This window comes from Kaistia granuli DSM 23481 (assembly GCF_000380505.1).
In the GTDB taxonomy this organism is placed as follows: domain Bacteria; phylum Pseudomonadota; class Alphaproteobacteria; order Rhizobiales; family Kaistiaceae; genus Kaistia; species Kaistia granuli.
Map to the genome: position 1 here is coordinate 82,755 of NZ_AQYH01000001.1, position 16,412 is coordinate 99,166.

General features: G+C 67.2%; 12 protein-coding genes. 7 read left to right on the top strand and 5 right to left on the bottom strand.

The window, feature by feature from the left end; genetic code table 11:
- The first annotated feature begins 24 nt into the window (after positions 1 to 24).
- The 5 genes from G342_RS0100365 to G342_RS0100385 all read left to right on the top strand — a co-directional run bounded on the left by G342_RS0100365 (position 25) and on the right by G342_RS0100385 (position 5,055).
- Positions 25 to 1,194, top strand: coding sequence for an ABC transporter ATP-binding protein (locus G342_RS0100365; RefSeq protein WP_018181108.1), 1,170 nt, complete (start codon positions 25 to 27; stop codon positions 1,192 to 1,194).
- A gap of 4 nt (positions 1,195 to 1,198) precedes the next feature.
- On the top strand, positions 1,199 to 2,116 hold the full coding sequence (locus G342_RS0100370) for an ABC transporter permease subunit (protein WP_018181109.1): 918 nt from the start codon (positions 1,199 to 1,201) through the stop codon (positions 2,114 to 2,116).
- Between the two features lie 63 nt (positions 2,117 to 2,179).
- Positions 2,180 to 3,001, top strand: a complete 822-nt coding sequence (locus G342_RS0100375) for an ABC transporter permease (RefSeq protein WP_018181110.1) — start codon at positions 2,180 to 2,182, stop codon at positions 2,999 to 3,001.
- An 87-nt stretch (positions 3,002 to 3,088) separates the two neighbouring features.
- Positions 3,089 to 3,688 (top strand): DUF2239 family protein, encoded by a 600-nt coding sequence (locus G342_RS0100380; RefSeq protein ID WP_018181111.1) that lies wholly within the window; start codon positions 3,089 to 3,091, stop codon positions 3,686 to 3,688.
- A 20-nt stretch (positions 3,689 to 3,708) separates the two neighbouring features.
- The gene (locus G342_RS0100385; RefSeq protein WP_018181112.1) at positions 3,709 to 5,055 is read left to right on the top strand and encodes an MATE family efflux transporter; all 1,347 of its coding nucleotides are present in this window, start codon (positions 3,709 to 3,711) and stop codon (positions 5,053 to 5,055) included.
- A gap of 38 nt (positions 5,056 to 5,093) precedes the next feature.
- Here the strand turns inward: G342_RS0100385 and G342_RS0100390 are convergent, their stop codons facing one another.
- Positions 5,094 to 6,917, bottom strand: a complete 1,824-nt coding sequence (locus G342_RS0100390; RefSeq protein WP_018181113.1) for an AsmA family protein — start codon at positions 6,915 to 6,917, stop codon at positions 5,094 to 5,096.
- Between the two features lie 270 nt (positions 6,918 to 7,187).
- Here G342_RS0100390 and G342_RS0100395 point away from each other — a divergent pair, with 270 nt between their 5' ends.
- The gene (locus G342_RS0100395; RefSeq protein WP_018181114.1) at positions 7,188 to 9,104 is read left to right on the top strand and encodes an acetoacetate--CoA ligase; all 1,917 of its coding nucleotides are present in this window, start codon (positions 7,188 to 7,190) and stop codon (positions 9,102 to 9,104) included.
- A gap of 6 nt (positions 9,105 to 9,110) precedes the next feature.
- Here the strand turns inward: G342_RS0100395 and G342_RS0100400 are convergent, their stop codons facing one another.
- The 3 genes from G342_RS0100400 to G342_RS0100410 form a co-directional block, all read right to left on the bottom strand.
- Entirely contained in the window at positions 9,111 to 10,799 is a 1,689-nt protein-coding gene (locus tag G342_RS0100400; protein WP_018181115.1) for an ABC transporter permease, read from the bottom strand.
- A gap of 64 nt (positions 10,800 to 10,863) precedes the next feature.
- Entirely contained in the window at positions 10,864 to 11,889 is a 1,026-nt protein-coding gene (locus G342_RS0100405; RefSeq protein WP_018181116.1) for a Fe(3+) ABC transporter substrate-binding protein, read from the bottom strand.
- Positions 11,890 to 12,157: 268 nt separating this feature from the next.
- Positions 12,158 to 12,913: a 16S rRNA (uracil(1498)-N(3))-methyltransferase gene (locus G342_RS0100410; protein WP_018181117.1), complete on the bottom strand. Its 756-nt coding sequence runs from the start codon at positions 12,911 to 12,913 to the stop codon at positions 12,158 to 12,160.
- Positions 12,914 to 13,051: 138 nt separating this feature from the next.
- Here G342_RS0100410 and xseA point away from each other — a divergent pair, with 138 nt between their 5' ends.
- Entirely contained in the window at positions 13,052 to 14,602 is a 1,551-nt protein-coding gene (gene xseA / locus G342_RS0100415) for an exodeoxyribonuclease VII large subunit (RefSeq protein WP_018181118.1), read from the top strand.
- Positions 14,603 to 14,691: 89 nt separating this feature from the next.
- Here the strand turns inward: xseA and G342_RS0100420 are convergent, their stop codons facing one another.
- On the bottom strand, positions 14,692 to 16,368 hold the full coding sequence (locus tag G342_RS0100420) for a thiamine pyrophosphate-binding protein (RefSeq protein WP_018181119.1): 1,677 nt from the start codon (positions 16,366 to 16,368) through the stop codon (positions 14,692 to 14,694).
- Positions 16,369 to 16,412: the final 44 nt, after the last annotated feature.

Genomic DNA, 16,412 nt, shown 5'->3' on the forward strand with positions numbered 1-16,412 from the left:
AATGGAACGCGAGCTGGAGGCCTCATGGCAGGGAAGTCGCTAACGGCCGGCAAATCGCTCGGACCTGTCCGGCGGGCGTTTGCGCCCTGGAACGATCCGGCGGCCAAGCCCTTCATCCAGTTCCAGAACGTCACCAAGACATTCGGTGATTTCACCGCCGTCGACGATCTCTCGCTCAACATCTACGAGCGCGAGTTTTTCGCGCTGCTCGGGCCGTCGGGCTGCGGCAAGACCACCCTGATGCGCATGATCGCCGGCTTCGAGGAGCCGACCAGCGGCCATGTCATGCTCGACGGACAGGATCTCGTCGGCGTGCCGCCCTACCGGCGGCCGACCAACATGATGTTCCAGTCCTACGCGCTGTTCCCGCACATGAACGTCTGGGACAACATCGCCTTCGGCCTGAAGCAGGACGGCATGGCGAAGGCCGATATCGCGACCCGCGTCGACGAGATGCTGGCGCTGGTCAAGCTCGAGAAATTTGCCCGGCGCAAGCCGCACCAACTCTCCGGCGGCCAGAAGCAGCGCGTCGCGCTCGCCCGCTCGCTGGCCAAAAAGCCGAAGGTCCTGCTGCTCGACGAGCCGCTCGGCGCGCTCGACAAGAAACTGCGCGAGGAGACCCAGTTCGAGCTGATCGACCTGCAGGTCCGGCTCGGCATGACCTTCGTCATCGTCACGCACGACCAGGAAGAGGCGATGACCGTCGCCGACCGCATCGCCCTCATGGACCAGGGCAAGATCGTCCAGATCGCGACGCCCGGCGAGATCTACGAGCAGCCGAATTCGCGCTATGTCGCGGATTTCATTGGTGACATTAACATCCTCGAAGGCAAGGTCACCTCGACCGAGGGTGGCGTCGCGACGCTCGACTGCATCGGCACCGGCGCCAAGGTGCAGGTGACCCAGGATGGCGGCGCCAAGTTGGGCGACGAGGCCTGGTTCGCGATCCGGCCGGAGAAGGTCAGCATCTCGCTGACACCGCCGGAGGACCCCTCCGTCAACGCCGTCTCCGGCGAGGTGTGGGACATCGGCTATCTGGGCGATGTCTCGATCTACCATATCCGCCTCGCCACCGGCGCGACGGTCAAGTCGACGATCACCAACACCACCCGCCTCGTCTCGCGGCCGATTACGTGGGAGGACAAGGTCTGGCTGACATGGTCGCGTGACGGCGGCGTCGTGCTGACGAGGTGATGGGATGGCAATGACGACGACGGGCGCTCCGGGACGCGGCTGGCTCCGATGGCTGGTCGTCGCGATTCCGTATCTCTGGCTGATCGTGCTGTTCCTGGCGCCGTTCCTGATCGTCCTGAAGATCTCGTTCTCGACGACGGCAATCGCCATGCCGCCCTATACGCCGGCGCTCGACCTTTCGGCCGGGCTGGGAGCGCTCTGGGAGCAGATCCAGGAATTCACCTTCGACAACTACATCTTCCTGACCGAAGATTCGCTCTACCTCCAGTCCTACCTGTCGAGCCTGAAGATCGCGGCGATCTCGACTTTCCTGATCCTGCTCGTCGGCTATCCGATCGCCTATGGCATGGCGCGGGCCAGGCGCGAGTGGCGACCAACCCTGCTGATGCTGGTGATCCTGCCGTTCTGGACCTCGTTCCTGATCCGCGTCTATGCGTGGATCGGCATCCTGAAGCCGGAGGGCCTGCTCAACCAGATGCTGCTCGGCCTCGGCGTCATCAGCGAGCCGCTCAACATCCTGCCGTCGACGCTCGCCGTCTATATCGGCATCGTCTACTCCTACCTGCCCTTCATGATCCTGCCGCTCTACGCCACGCTGGAGAAGCTCGACGAGACGCTGCTGGAGGCCGCCGCCGACCTCGGCTGCCCGCCCATCCAGGCGTTCTGGAAGATCACCTTCCCGCTCTCGATCCCAGGCGTCGTCGCCGGCTGCTTCCTGGTCTTCATCCCGGCCGTCGGCGAGTTCGTCATTCCGGATCTGCTCGGCGGCTCCGATACGCTGATGATCGGCAAGACGCTTTGGGCCGAGTTCTTCTCCAATCGTGACTGGCCGGTGTCGTCCGCCGTCGCTGTCGTGCTGCTGGCGATCCTGGTGGTGCCGATCATGCTGTTCCAGAATGCCCAGAAGAAAGCGTCGGAGTAGGCCCATGCTGACAAGTTCGCTTTCGTCCGGTCTTCCGGGACCGAACTGGCGGGGAGAGACGCGATGAGGCGCGGCCCGTCCTGGTTCAACATCACGGCGATCACGCTCGGCTTCGCCTTCCTCTATCTGCCGATCGTCCTCCTGGTGATCTATTCCTTTAACGCCTCCAAGCTGGTGACGGTCTGGGGTGGCTTCTCGACTAAGTGGTACGTCTCGCTGCTGTCGAACCAGGGGCTGCTCGACGCCGCCTGGGTGACGATCCGCGTGGCGCTCCTGTCGGCGACGCTGGCGACCGTCCTCGGCACGCTGGCGGCGATCGCGCTGGTGCGCTTTGGCCGCTTTCCCGGTGGCACGTTGTTCTCGGGCATGGTCTATGCGCCGCTGGTGATGCCCGAGGTGATCACCGGCCTCGCCATGCTGCTGCTGTTCGTCGCCATCGGCTTTGCGCGCGGGTTCTGGACCCTGACGCTGGCCCACATCACCTTTTCCATGTGTTTCGTCGCCGTGGTGGTGCAGTCGCGCCTGATCACCTTCGACCGCAGCCTGGAAGAGGCGGCGCTCGATCTCGGCTGCCCGCCGTTCAAGACCTTCTTCACCATCACGCTGCCGCTGATCCTCCCGGCCGTGGTGGCGGGCTGGATGCTCGCCTTTACCCTGTCGCTTGACGACCTCGTCATCTCGAGCTTCACGACGGGACCAGGCGCCACGACGCTGCCGATGAAGATCTACAGTCAGGTCCGGCTCGGCGTGACGCCGGAGATCAATGCCATCTGTTCGATCCTGATCGGCATCGTCGCCACCGGCGTCATCATCGCCTCGATCGTCACCAAGCGCCGCGAAGTCGAGCGCCAGCGGGCCGAACGCCTCGCCTTGCAGATCGGTTGACGCACCGCCAACTATTTTGCCCGGGTAATATTGACGATTTGATTATATCCGGGTAAATTCTGCCCCTGTCATTCAGAGGGTATGAAAATGAGCGTCGCCAGGACCATCTATTGCACGGCCTTCCAGGGCCTGACGCGGATTGCCTCCGGCGTGCTGCCGGAGGTGGCGCTGAAGAGCAAGCAAGCCATGGAGCAGGGCGGCGAGCCGATCCTGCTGTTCGACGACGAGACCAGCCGGCCGATCGAGGTCGATTTTCGCGGTTCGTCCAGCGATGTGCTGGCGCGCCTGCAGGAGGCTTCGGCGGAATCCACCCAGCCGGCGGAGGCTGCCTCCCCCGCGCGCGGTCCCGGTCGGCCGAAACTCGGCGTCGTGGCGCGCGAGGTCACGCTGTTGCCGCGTCATTGGGAGTGGCTGACCCGCCAGCCCGGCGGCGCCTCCGTCACGCTGCGCCGACTGGTCGACGAGGCCCGGCGCGCCTCGGAGGGCCAGGACCGTGTCCGGCAGGCGCAGGAGGCGACGCTTCGCTTCATGACGGCGATGGCCGGCGACCTGCCCCGCTATGAGGACGCCACACGGGCGCTGTTCGCCGGCGATCGGACCCGCTTCGGGCAACTGATCGAGGGCTGGCCGGTTGACGTCCGGGACCATATCGAAAAGCTCGCCGGTCCCGCCTTCGAAGCTGCCTGATCCGTTCCTCGGAGAATTCCATGTCGCTGCCGCCCCTCTGGAGGACGTTCCTCGTCTTCCTCGGGCCGATGATCCTCAGCAATGTGCTGCAGGCGCTGTCGGGCACGCTCAACAACATCTATCTCGGCCAGATGCTCGGCGTCGGCGCGCTCGCCGCCGTCGCCGCCTTCTTCCCGATCCTGTTCCTGTTCATCTCCTTCACCATCGGCCTTGGCGCTGGCGCCTCGGTGCTGATCGGCCAGGCCTACGGCGCGCAGAAGTTGGAGACCGTCAAGGCCGTCGCCGGAACCACCCTGACCGTCTCGATCCTGTTCGGCGCCCTGGTCGCCGTATTCGGCGGCGCCTTCACCGCGCCGGTCCTGAAGCTGGTCGGTACGCCGGCGGACATCCTGCCGGATGCCACCGCCTATGCCCGCATCATGCTGATCGCCATGCCGGGCCTGTTCGTCTTCCTGCTGATGACGTCCATGATGCGCGGCGTCGGCGATACGGTGACGCCGCTCTACGCGCTCACGCTTTCGACGGTAACCGGCCTCCTGGTCACGCCGGCGCTGATCCGAGGCTGGTTCGGGCTGCCGCAACTCGGCGTCGTCAGCGGCGCCTACGCGTCGATCCTGTCCTTCCTGGTGGCGCTCGCCTGGCTCGCCTTCTACATGCGGCGGCGCAATCATCCTCTGGCGCCGGATACGGTGCTGCTTCGTCACCTGCGCATCGACTGGAAGCTGCTGCGCTCGGTGCTGAAGATCGGCATTCCTTCCGGGGTTCAGCTGATCCTCGTCTCGCTGGCGGAGATCGCCGTGCTGGCGCTGGTCAATTCCTTCGGCTCCGACGCGACCGCCGCCTATGGCACCGTCAACATGGTGATCAACTACGTGCAGTTCCCGGCGATCTCGGTCGCCATCACCGTGTCGATCCTCGGCGCCCAGGCGATCGGCGCCGGCCGGGTCGAGACGCTCGGCGTCATCACCAAGACCGGCCTGCAGCTCACCCTGATGATCACCGGCGGCCTGGTGGCGATCTGCTACCTGTTCTCGCGCACCCTGATCGGCTTCTTCATCACCTCGGAACCGGTGATCGAGCTGGCGCAGACGCTGCTGCACATCGTGCTGTGGGGCTACATTCTCTTCGGCATGTCGAGCGTGCTCGCCGGCGTGATGCGGGCGAGCGGCACGGTGCTGGTGCCGACCCTGATCTCGATCGTCGCGATTGTCGTCGTCGAGGTGCCGGTCGCCTATTTTCTATCGGGGCTCTACGGCATCAACGGCGTTTGGATGGCCTATCCGATCGCCTACCTCGTCATGCTGATGCTGCAGGCGAGCTACTACCAGTTCGTCTGGCGCAAGAAGACGATCCGGCGGATGGTCTGAGACAGTGGCTGACGGGCGGCGGAAGCTGCCCGCTGCCGTCAGCGCAGGGTCGGCAGGATCGAGCGGGCGAACTTGCGGATCGGACCCATGGCGGGCTTGAGGTCGGTGCCGCCGCTGCGGCGCGACAGGCCGCTGAAATCCGGCACCAGGGTCGGATGGTCCCAGCTGCCGCCGACGACGAAGGGCACATTGATCGACGTGCTGGCCGTGCCGGTGGTGCTGCGCTCGATGACGAGATCGCCGCGCGCGCTGAGGGTGGGGGCCTGCAGCGGCGCCTCGCCCGACAGCTCGATCGTGTAGCCGGTGCCCTTTACGACGATCGACGAGGCGGTGACCTGGTCGGCATCGATGGTGAAGTTGCCGTCCGCCTGGGCGAACTTGGTCGAGCCGCCCAGCAGATTGCCGCTGATCGTGCCGTCGGCCGTGATCTTCTGCGACAGCGCGCCGATGTTGACGCCGTCGAACGAGCCGTCGGCGATGGTGGCGCGGCCACTGCCCGACAGCGAGGCCATCATACCGTTCCAACTCGTGCCATGCGCCGAGAGGTTGACCGTCCCGCTGCCGGTGCCGTCGATATGGCCGATGCCGAAGAGGTCGGACAGCGCTGCCCGCACCGGCAGCCCGTCGACGCGGCCCTGCAGCGAGGTTGACGCCGTCTCGTCCTGCAGCGAGGCGGAGAGGCTGGCGGACAGGCGGCCGCCATAAAGCTGCGCCTCGCCGACCGACAGCGTCAGCCTTTCGTCGCGGATGGTCGCCGACGCCGCCGTGCGGCCGAGCCGGGCGCTGCCGAGCAGGACCTGCGAGGCAGAGACGCGAAGATCGACATCGCCCTCGTTGAGCGCGCTGACCGGGAAGGGCTGGTCGGGCGCTGCCCGCGCCGCCGCGACCGCGCTCGCCAGGCTTTCCGCATAGGCGGACAGGTCAAGGCTGTCGAAGGCGAGCGTGCCCTGGATCGCCGGACGGCCCTTGTTGAAGCCGAGCGACAGCACGCCTTCACCCTCATTGCCGTCGACGCTGATCTTGGCGTCCGAGAAGGTGAGCGTGTTGAGCGCCAGGCTCGCCTGGGATTCGATCGAGGCGCTGCCGAGCGTCGAGCCTTCGCCCATCGTCACGTCGAAGAAGCCGGCGAGGCGGCGGATCGACGGTGTCGTGACCGAAAGCTTGCCCTCGGCCTCCGGCTGCACGAGGTTGCGCACCATGCCGTTGAACGAGGCGCGCAGCGGCGTCGAGGCGATGGCGAACCGCAGCGCGGTTGAATTGCCGGCGACGAGGTCGAGCGGCGTGCCGATCGAGCCGTTGAAATCGATGTTCTCGTCCTGCCAGGTGGCGCTGCCCTTGAGGCTGGCGGTCGCGGACGGGTCGGGCCAGTTGATGTCGGCATTGACGCCGGACAGCACGATTTCGGGCCTGCCCCTGGCGGCATAGTGGACGGTGCCGGCGTGGACGATCAGCCGACCGAGCTCGGAGCCGCCGCGCAGCGATCGCGGCAGTGTCCAGTTCGGCGTTCCCTTATCGTCGACGGTGAAATGGAAGACCGGCTTCTCAAGCTCCAGCAGCGAGGGTCGGACGTGGCCGACCAGGAGCGACACCAGGCTCAGTTCGGCCTGCAGCGACTCCATCACGACGAGCGGTTGCGCGCCCGTGCCCGAGCCGATCTGCACCTTTTCGAAGGTGACTGTCGGGTAGGGCGTGAAGGCGACGGTCGGCGTGCCGTCATAGGTCAGCGCCCGTCCGCTCCAGCCCGCGACTTCGCGCGTGATGGACCGGCGGACGGCCTCGATGGTGACGAGCTTGGGCGCGATCAGCACGAAGCCGACGCAGATCACCAGAATCGCCAGGATGGCTAGCAGGATTTTTTTCATATGACCCGGTGACGACTGCCCCTAACGTTTCGGAAGGTGCTACGACCGAATGGCTTCCCGATAGGCAGAATTCCGTGATTTCGCAAGGCTTTTCTCGTTGTTTCCGGTGACGTTTCGGGCGTGACTTGGCGGGATGCTGCGGATATCCATGGCCTGTCGGCGCATTTTTGCCGCACTGCAACCATTCCGGGGAGGACCGTTGCCGCCATGACGCTCGACACTGCCGTGAACTCTGCCGAGACGCCTCTCTGGACACCGTCCGCTGCCCGCATGGCCGGGCATCCGATGACGCGTTTTCGTGCGGCGGCGGCGGAGCGGGCCGGGCGGGAGCTCGCTGACCATGACGCCCTGCATCGCTGGTCGATCGAAGACCGCGCCGCCTTCTGGGATCTGGTCTGGGATTTTGGCGGTGTTGTCGGCGACAAGGGCGAACGGCGGCTCGTCGATGGCGACCGCATGCCGGGCGCGCGCTTCTTTCCGGACGCGACGCTGAACTTCGCCGAAAACCTGTTGCGGAAGACGGGCGACGGCGACGCGCTGGTGTTCTGGGGCGAGGAGCGGGTGAAGCGTCGCCTTTCCTGGGACGCGCTGCACGCGCTGGTCTCGAGGCTGCAGCAGGCGCTCGTCGCGGCCGGCGTCGGGCCCGGCGACCGCGTCGCTGCCATGATGCCGAACATGCCGGAGACCGTTGCCGCGATGCTGGCGACCGCCTCGATCGGCGCGGTGTGGTCATCCTGCTCCCCGGATTTCGGCCCGCGCGGCGTGCTCGACCGCTTCGGCCAGATCGAGCCGACCGTGTTCTTCGCCTGCGACGGCTACTTCTACGGCGGCAAGACGATCGACATCGCCGCCAAGCTCGCCGAGATCGTGCCGAGCCTGCACTCGGTCCGGGCGACGGTGATTGTGCCGTATATCGGCACCGCCAATGCCACCGCAGCGAAGCTCCCGCATGGCTTCGCGCTGGAGGATTTCATCGCGCCGTTCGAAGACCAGCCGGTCGCGTTCACGCCGATGGCCTTCGGCGCGCCCCTCTATGTGATGTTCTCGTCCGGCACGACCGGCGTGCCGAAATGCATCGTCCATTCGGCCGGTGGCACGCTGCTGCAGCACATCAAGGAGATCCATCTCCATTCCGGCATCGGCGAGAACGACCGGCTGTTCTATTTCACCACCTGCGGCTGGATGATGTGGAACTGGCTGGCCTCCGGCCTCGCTACCGGAGCAACTCTGTTGCTCTATGACGGCTCGCCCTTTCATCCCGACGGCAACATCCTGTTCGACTATGCCGATGCCGAGCGGATGACGCTGTTCGGTACCTCGGCCAAGTTCCTCGATGCCGTCCACAAGTCAGGCCTGCGCCCGATCGAGACGCACGACCTGTCGACGCTTGAGATGATGACCTCGACCGGCTCGCCGCTGGCGCCGGAGAGCTTCACCTTCGTCTATGACGGCATCAAGCACGACATCCATCTGGCCTCGATCTCGGGTGGCACCGACATCGTCTCCTGCTTCGTGCTCGGCATTCCGGGGAAGCCGGTGTGGAAGGGCGAGATCCAGGGGCCGGGGCTCGGCCTCGCCGTCGACGTCTGGGACGAGGACGGTAAGCCGATGCCGCGCGGCAAGGGCGAACTGGTCTGCAGCCTGGCCTTTCCGTCGATGCCGCTCGGCTTCTGGAACGATGCCGACGGCAGCCGCTATCACGCCGCATATTTCGACCGCTTCGACAATGTCTGGTGCCATGGCGATTTCGCCGAATGGACGGTGCATGGCGGGCTGGTCATCCATGGCCGCTCGGACGCGACGCTCAATCCGGGCGGCGTGCGGATCGGCACGGCCGAGATCTACAACCAGGTCGAGCCAATCCCCGACGTTCTGGAGGCGCTGGCGATCGGACAGGACTGGGACAACGACGTCCGCGTCGTGCTGTTCGTGCGGCTGCGGGCCGGCGTCGTGCTGGACGAGGCGCTGGAGAAGGTGATCCGCGGTCGCATCCGCACCGGGGCGTCGCCACGCCATGTCCCGGCCAGGATTGTCGCCGTCGCCGATATCCCGCGCACCAAGTCGGGCAAGATCGTCGAGCTGGCCGTTCGCGAGGTCGTGCATGGCCGGCCGGTGAAGAACCAGGAGGCCCTGGCAAACCCCGAGGCGCTGGCGTTGTTCCGCGACTTGCCGGAACTGGCGGTCTAGAGGGCCCTATCCGATCGTCGGTCCGCGCCGCTCCCGCGTTCCGGCCCGGGCCAGCAGGGCTACCGGCAGCATGCCGACGATGACGATGACGAGCGCCGCCACGGCGCCGTCCTCATAGGTGCCGCGCGCCGCCTCGCCATAGACATAGGTGGCAAGCGTCTCGAAGTTGAAAGGCCGCAGCAGAAGCGTCGCCGGCAATTCCTTCATGCAGTCGACGAAGACGAGCAGTCCGGCCGCCGCCAGCGCCGGCGACAGCAGCGGTACGTGGATGCCGGCCATCAGCCGGCCGGTGCCGGCGCCGAGACTGTGCGCCGCCATGTCGATCGACGGCGATATGCGGGTGAAGCCTGCCTCGATGCCGCCGATCGAGATCGCCAGGAATCGCAGGCAATAGGCCAGCACCAGCGCGGCGCCGGAGCTCATCAGGATCAGGCCGGGTGAGCGTCCAACGACACTCTTCACCGCGTCGGCGATCCAGTTGTCGAGGCCGGCGATCGGCACCAGTAGCCCGACGGCGAGCACGGTGCCGGGAATGGCGTAGCCGATGCCGGAAAGCCGGATCATGCCGTGCAGCGACTTTCGCCGCGACATGCGGCCGGCGGTCGCCAGGAACAGGCCGATGGCGACGGTGAGGATGGCGGCGACAGTCGCGAACAGCACGCTGTTGCCGGTCCAGCTCCAGAGGTCGGCCGGTAATCCGCCGAGCCGGATCCGCCGCGTCGCCTGGACGACCAGATAGCTCGCCGGCACGAGGAAACCGAGCAGGATCGGCAGCGCGCAGGCGAGGATTGCGAGCAGAGCGGGGCCGCCGGCGAGCGGTTGCGCCATCGCCTGGGCACCGCCGCGCGGGCCGGAATAGTTCATGCCACGCCGACCGAGCCGTTCGAGCAGCACCAGCGCGAAGACGATGGCCAGCATGACGAGCGCGATCTGCGCCGCGCCCTCGATCGAGGAGCGCGTCACCCAGGTGGTGTAGATCGCCACCGTCAGTGTACGGACGCCGAGGAATTCCGACGCACCGATGTCGTTCAGCGCCTCCATCAGCGCGAGGCTGACGCCGACGGCGACCGCCGGGCGCGCCAGCGGCAGCGCCACGGTGCGGAAGGCGCGGAAGCGGCCGGCGCCGAGGGTCCGCGAAGCCTCGAGCATCGAGGCCGACTGCATCACGAACAGCGCCCGCACCGGCAGGTAGACATAGGGATAGAGGATGAGGCCGAGCAGGAGGATGGCGCCGCCGAGCGACCGGATGTCGGGGAAGGGCAGGCCGCGCGGATCGGTGATGCCGAACAGGCTGCGCAGGCTGGTCTGCAGCGGTCCGACCGGATGCACCACGTCGAGATAGGCATAGGCCATGACATAACTCGGCATGGCGAGCGGCAGGAGCAGGGCCCATTCGAACAGGCGGCGGCCGGGAAAGCGGTAGGCCGTGACCAGCCAGGCTGTGCCGATCCCAATGACGGCGACCATCAGCCCGACGCCGAGGAGGAGAAGCGCCGTCGTGCGGGCCGCGACCGGCAGGACGTTGGCGATGAGGTGCGGCCAGAGCTCGCCGGAACCGCGGGAGGCGAAGAAGACGAGGCCGACGATCGGCGCCAGTGCCAGCAGCGCGATCAGCGCGCCGCCGACCAGCCAGAGCCTGTCGGAGCGGGCGGGAGCCGCCCGGAGCCGCCCCGCGGGCGCCATGGAAACGGTCATGCCCCGGAAGATCCGGGGCATGAGAAACAGCGTGGGATGCCGTTTGGGCGGCGCATCGGCAGGATCAGCCGTCGAAGCCGACGACGTCGACCAGCTCGCTCGCCTGCTTGCGTTCCTTGGCGATCGCCGTCAGCGGCGTCGGATCGACCGTCAGCGTGCCGAGTTCGGCGATGATCGGGTCGGCGGCTACACCGGCGCGGACCGGATATTCGAAATTCGCCTTGGCGTAGATCTCCTGGGCCGGCTCGGAGGCCAGGTATTCCAGCAGCCTGACGGCGTTTTCCTTGTTCGGGGCGTTCTTGGCGACGGCGGCGCCCGAAACGTTCACATGCGTGCCGGCCTTGTCAGTGAAGGTCGGCAGGATGACGCGGATCGCGTTGCCCCATTCGACCTGCTCGGGGCCGCCCTTGCCGGACCGCATCAGGCCGACATAGTAGGAATTGGCGATGCCGACATCGCAGAGATTGGCGAGGATATCGCGCGCGACGTCGCGGTCGCCGCCGCCGGCCTTGCGGGCCAGATTGTCCTTGACGCTTGTCAGCCAGCCCTTGGCGGCATCGGCTCCGTCCTTGGCGATGACGGCCGCGATCAGCGACGTGTTATAGGGATGCTGGCCCGAGCGGATGCAGATCTTGCCCTTGAAGCGGGGATCGGCCAGGTCCTCATAGGTCAGCGTCTCGTCCTTGACCCGGTCCTTTGAGGCATAGATGACGCGGGCGCGCATCGAGAGGCCGAACCACTGGCCGTCCGCGTCGCGCAGATTGGCGGGGATCGCCTCTTCCAGCGCCGCCGACTTGATCGGCTGGGTCAGGCCGCGATCGGAGAGTTCGATCAGATTGCCGAAATCGACGACGGAGAGCAGATCGGCCGGCGAATTGGCGCCTTCGGTGGCGACGCGCTCGGCAAGGCCTTCCTTGACGAAGATCACATTCGCCTTGATGCCGGTCTCTTTGCTGAAGCTGTCGAGCAGCGGCTGGATCAGGCCGGGTTCGCGCGTCGTGTAGACGTTGACTTCACCCTCGGCGAGGGCGGGCAGCGCGGTGGTTGCCAGCAGCGCGGCGGCGGCGGCAAGGCGGGCGAGGCTAAGCATCGTCGTGATCTCCGTTCATCGAGGGGGCGGAACCCTGGCCGCCGTGGATCACGGCGACTAACGCCGGCTGCATCCCATCATCGCGAGTAGAGGTCAATAGAAGTCGGCGCGACAACTCGGCCCGATCTCGATGTTCTAGAATGGAATGACTCTAGATCATCTCGCTTCCTCTTGGAATGAAAGAGACCGGACTGACGCCGGGCTGCGATCAAGTGACCTCACGTTTCTGTGAACAGCGTATCCCGAGAAATACCGTTGCCCCGGTGGACTAAGTCTCGACCCAGTCGCCGGCGACTGCCTGGACCAGCGCCAGCGCCGCGACGGCGGCGGTATCGGCGCGCAGGATGCGGGGCCCGAGCGGGATCGCTGTGACGAAGGGGAGCGCGTGCAGCATCTCGCGCTCTTCCGGCGAGAAGCCGCCTTCGGGGCCGATCAGCACGGCGAGCGGGCCCTTTGGAAGTGCCCGCAGGATCGACAGCGGATCGGCGCCGGTCTCGTCCTCGTCGCAGAAGATGATCCGCCGCTCGGGCTCGTCCTTCGGCCAGCGCGCGAGCAGGGCGGCGAGCGGTTCGGCCGACGCGATCTCGGGGATCGACAGCACGCCGCATTGCTCCGCCGCCTCGATCGCGTTGGCGACGAGGCGGTCGTCGTTCAGGCGCGAAACCTGAGTGCGGCGGGTGATCACCGGCCGGATCAGCCCGGCGCCCATCTCGACCGCCTTCTGCACCATGTAGTCGAGCCGCGCCTGCTTGATCGGCGCGAACAGATAGTGGAGCGTCGAGGGCGGTGTCTGCTCGCGCGACAGCGCGTCGGCCGTCAGCACGGCGCCCTTGCGGCCGGCCTCGGCGAGCGTGGCGCGCCATTCGCCGTCGCGACCGTTGAAGATCAGCACCGGGTCGCCCTCGCGCATGCGGAGCACGTTGACGAGATAGTTGGTCTGGCCCTTGTCCATGACGATGCGGGCGCCCGCGTTGAGCGGGGCATCGATGAACAGGCGTTGGGTGGTGAAATCATAGCGCGACATGCGTCTCGATAGCGCGGAGCCCGGCCAGGCCGCAAGGTGGCGCGGCTGCCGGCTTGACCGGGACGGGCGGCGGGGGCATTCAGGACCGGCAATTCCCGTCGGCACGTCTCGGCGGCATGAAGAAGGGCCGCGACCGACTTGACCGATCCCGTCCATAACGCCGGCGAATATTCCGTCTCCGAAATCTCGATGGCGCTGAAGCGCACCGTCGAGGACGCGTTCGGTTTTGTCCGCGTGCGGGGCGAAATATCGGGCTATCGCGGGCCGCATTCCTCGGGCCACGCCTATTTCGCGCTGAAGGACGACCGCGCCAAGATCGAGGCGGTGATCTGGAAGGGCAATTTCGGCAAGCTGCGCTTCCGGCCCGAAGAGGGCATGGAGGTCATCGCCACCGGCAAGCTGACCACCTTCCCGGGCTCGTCCAAATACCAGATCGTCATCGAGGCACTGGAGCCGGCCGGCGTCGGCGCGCTGATGGCGCTGCTCGAGGAGCGCCGGCGCAAGCTCGCGGCCGAAGGTCTGTTCGATTCGGGGCGCAAGCGGCCGATCCCCTACCTGCCCCGCGTGATCGGCGTCGTCACCTCGCCGACCGGCGCCGTCATCCGCGACATCCTGCATCGCCTCGACGACCGCTTTCCGGTCCGCGTGCTCGTCTGGCCGGTGCGCGTGCAGGGCGAGACGTCGGCGGCGGAAGTGGCTGCGGCGATCGCCGGCTTCAACGCGCTCCCCGTTGGCGGCGCCATCCCGCGTCCCGACGTGCTGATCGTCGCGCGCGGCGGCGGCAGCCTCGAGGACCTCTGGGGCTTCAACGAGGAGATCGTCGTCCGCGCGGCCGCCGCCTCGTCGATTCCGTTGATCTCCGCCGTCGGCCACGAGACCGACACGACGCTGATCGATTTCGCCGCCGATTTGCGCGCGCCGACGCCGACGGGTGCTGCCGAAATGGCTGTGCCGGTGCGCTCGGAGCTGCTGGGCACGGTCAGCGATCTCGGCCGCCGGCTCGACGGCGCCATGCTGCGCCTGGTCGAGGCACGCCGGCGCGAGCTTCGCGCCGCCGCCCGGGCCTTGCCGCGCCTCGACGATCTGCTCGCGATACCGCGCCGCTCCTTCGACGAGCTGTCGGCTCGCATCGGCCGCGCGCTCGGGGCTAACACGCTGGCGCATCGCGGCAAGCTGGAGCGGACCGCCGGCCGCCTGTCGCTGTCTTCCCTGGACCGCCTCACCCTTCGCGCTCGCGACCGCCTAAACGCGCTCGGCGAGCGGCAGGGGCGGGCGCTGGAGGTGCATGCCGAGCGCAAGCGCGCGCTCTTCGCCCGCGTCGCCGGCCGTCTTCGGATCGAGCCGCTGTCGCAGCGTGTTGCGCGCGGCGCCGTGCAGATCGCCGATATCGACGGCCGCGGCGGCCGCGCCTTCATCCGCATCGTCGAGCGAAACCGCGACCGTCTCGACCGCGCCTGGCGGCTGGCCGAGACGCTCTCTTATCGCAGCGTGCTGGCGCGCGGCTTCGCGCTGGTGACGGATGCCGAGGGCAGGACGGTCCGCGCCGCAGCGAAAGTCGCGAGCGGCGAGGCGCTGACGATCGAGTTCCAGGACGGCAAGATTGGCGCCATCGCCGCCGGCGGCGCCGCCGAACCGCGCCCGAAGCGTGCCGCCAAGCCAAAGCCGCCGACGCAGGAAAGCCTGTTCTAGGACTTCGTCCTTTCCGCGCTACTGACTCGGGGTCCACTATTTCGCCTTGCCGGGCGGTGACGCTCGAATCGGATCGCCGCAGACCGATCCTATTCCTTCAGCCGCTTGCCCTTGATTTCGGCGATGGTCGAACCGGGGGAGATCGCCTGCGGGTCGACCTTCAGATGCAGGATCGCCGGCTTGCCGTTCGCCTCGGCTCGTTCGAAGGCCGGCAGGAAATCCTCCGTCCGCTCCACCGTCTCGCCATGGCCGCCATAGGCGCGCGCGAAGGCGGCGAAGTCGGGATTGACCAATTTCGTCGCCTCGATGCGGTCGGGATAATTGCGCTCCTGATGGGCGCGGATGGTGCCGTACATGCCGTTGTCGACGACGATGACGAGGATCGCCGCCCCCTCCTGCGCGGCGGTGCCGAATTCCTGTCCCGTCATCTGGAAGCAGCCGTCGCCGGCGAAGGCGACGACCGTGCGCTCGGGAAAGCGCAGCTTGGCGGCGACGGCCGCCGGTACCCCGTAGCCCATCGAGCCCGAGGTCGGGGCAAGCTGTGTCCTCGATCCCCGGAAGCGATGATAGCGATGCACCCAGTTGGAATAATTGCCGGCGCCGTTGGTCAGCACGGCATCCTTCGGCAGCACATCGCGCAAGGTCAGCATGACGGCGCCCATCTCGACGCCGCCGACTTCGCGCGGTTTCGGGTCGGACCAGGCGCGATAGGCCGCGTTGGCAGCGCGTGTTTCGGCGCTCCAGGGAATGGTCGCCGGCGGGTGCACGGCTTCGAGCTGGGCTGCGAAACCGTTCGGCGTCGCGTTGATGGCGAGCGCCGGGCGATAGACGCGGCCGAGTTCCTCCGCGCCGCCATGCACATGCACCAGCGTCTGCTTCGGCTCGGGAATGTCGAGCAGCGTGTAGCCAGAGGAGGGCATCTCGCTCATCCGCCCGCCGACGAGGATCAGCAGGTCCGCTTCCTTGACCCGCTTCGCCAGCGCCGGATTGATGGCGATGCCGACCTCGCCGGCGAAATTCGGATGCTCGTGGTCGAACAGGCCCTGCCGGCGCAGCGAGACACCGACCGGCAGGTCGAAGCGCTCGGCGAAGCGCTGCATCGAGGCGATCGCCGGATCGCTCCAGCGCGATCCGCCGAGCACCAGCAGCGGCCGCTCCGCCTTCCAGAGCAGCTTCTGCAACTGCGCCGTCTGCGTCAGGCCCGGATAGGTCTCGATCGGCTCGGACGCACCGACCGCGGCGACGGCGGCCAACTCGCGCAGCATGTCCTCCGGCAGCGCCAGCACGACCGGGCCGGGGCGGCCAGAGGTCGCGACATGGAACGCGCGCGACAGGAATTCCGGAATCCGCGCCGCTTCGTCGATCTCGGCCACCCATTTGACGACGTCGCCGAACATGCGCCGGTAGTCGATCTCCTGGAACGCCTCGCGCTCGCGCATCGAGCGGCCGACCTGGCCGATGAACAGGATCATCGGCGTCGAATCCTGCATGGCGACATGCAGGCCCGAGGCGGCGTTGGTGGCGCCCGGTCCGCGCGTGACGAAGCAGATGCCGGGACGGCCCGTCATCTTGCCCCAGGCCTCCGCCATCATCGCCGCGCCGCCCTCGTGGCGGGCGACGGTGACGGGGATGGGCGAATCATGCAGCGCGTCGAGCACGGCCAGAAAGCTCTCGCCGGGCACGCAGAACACCCGCTCGACGCCATTGGCTTCCAGGGCCTCGACGAGGAGGCGGCCGCCGGTGCGGGGCGAAACGACGTCGGACATAGGGAGATCCTTGCGTAAGGCGATGGCGGAAGGGATTGCGCCGA